Source organism: Paraburkholderia sp. RL17-347-BIC-D (assembly GCF_046027915.1).
In the GTDB taxonomy this organism is placed as follows: Bacteria; Pseudomonadota; Gammaproteobacteria; order Burkholderiales; family Burkholderiaceae; genus Paraburkholderia.
Genome location: NZ_JARESS010000167.1, coordinates 1 through 1,456 on the forward strand (window position 1 = coordinate 1; position 1,456 = coordinate 1,456).

General features: G+C 53.6%; 1 protein-coding gene and 1 pseudogene. One reads left to right on the top strand and one right to left on the bottom strand.

What is annotated here, in order from left to right; all coding sequences use genetic code 11:
- A partial coding sequence (locus tag P0D96_RS47905) for a hypothetical protein (RefSeq protein WP_408321317.1) occupies nt 1-385 on the top strand: 385 nt, incomplete at its 5' end.
- Between the two features lie 815 nt (nt 386-1,200).
- On the opposite strand, the pseudogene P0D96_RS47910 reads toward P0D96_RS47905, so the two are convergent.
- Nucleotides 1,201-1,456 (bottom strand): annotated as a pseudogene (locus P0D96_RS47910) (alcohol dehydrogenase); the annotation flags it as partial.

The window sequence follows — 1,456 nt, forward strand, 5'->3', positions numbered from 1 at the left end:
AAAGGCCGCATATAAGACCGCAGCCGATACCTCGCTCACGTATCACATAAGATCAACTTGGCAAACCGGGCGGTGTCCATATAAGATGGAAATTCCCGTTGGGATTGCGAAAATTGAATTTTCGCTAGACGAGGTTGATGGAACATACATCTTGCAGACCGATACCAGCGTGTTGAATTATGACATAGGCAACGCGACGCTGACCTTCGATAAAAACCACTTGAATCGCTCAGAATACTCGAGCGCTGCCGGCATTACCGTCAATTATAATTTCAGACTTCAATTCAATCCATTGAACGTATTTCTTAAGGGGAGTTTGGACTACAGCATCCCCCTTCTTGGAAGCGACTCCCACAAATGGGACGATGAGGTTCCCATCTTCTAGCAAGAGCTGAGCATAAAGGTGTGGGTCGATAGCACGCGTTCGCTGACACTGGGAGCTGACATTGGCGGCCATCGATGCGCGAACGGCAGGAGACTGGCCTACAGCTGCCTTACCCACATCGTCGCATGAACGTCGGCTCAGGCCGAACACCCGTCTTCCTATGTGAGTCGACGAACGGCCGTTTACCTCTTGAAAGCCGCCGTAGAGGCCGCGCTAGCTCGACGGGCGGCAATGGGTCGAGAAGAGCCAACCGGCTGCTACTTCTGACGTTGGAAAAAGCCGGTTGTCATCAGAAGGTTCAAAATTAAGTGAACCAAAAACCGGATAGTTCACAGTTACGTGAATCGGGGTATTCGTACTTTCCGTGCATTTTCTGGCGGTTTGCACGAAAAATCACTTTCAGATCAACGAGTTGAAAATCCGTCAAGTTGCAAAAGCCAGTGAGGCCGCAGAGCCTTGCTACAAGCGGTTTCGTACGCCGCTACCGCCAAATTTTGCACGGATCGACCGAATACCCCCATCTGAGGGTGGCTTGAGGTCGAACGCTTCCCGACGGGAAGCAACGGATCACAGACCTTCAGGAAAACCGACAGGAGGCGAAGGGAAACGCAGCTGAAGCCTTTGACCTGCGAACACAGCTAAGGCAATGCCGCGGTTGCCCCGTTCGCCCTGATCCGCCAAGGACTATCGATTTCTCGATCGCGCACGCCCCAGCCCCGCAGAACTGTTCATACGGTCTGATTTGATGGCGCGACCAAGACGCTCAGTCCCGCTAGCAGGCGTAACCGGAGCCGCTTGTCCAGGCCGCTTTTTATCTACGCTCCCTCGTTCGAGATGACAACCTTCAAGGCCCGCGAATGCACCGCATCGGAGAACGTAGTGTAGGCATCCAAGATCCGGTCTAGCGTGAAGCGGTGCGTGACCAGCTTCTTCGGTTCAAGGCGTTTCGACGCCACAGTTGAAAGCAGCATGGGCGTGGTGTATGTATTCACCAGGCCGGTTGTCAACGTGATGTTGTGTGACCAGAGCCGCTCCAGGTGCAGGTCCACCTTCGTGCCATGAACGCCTATG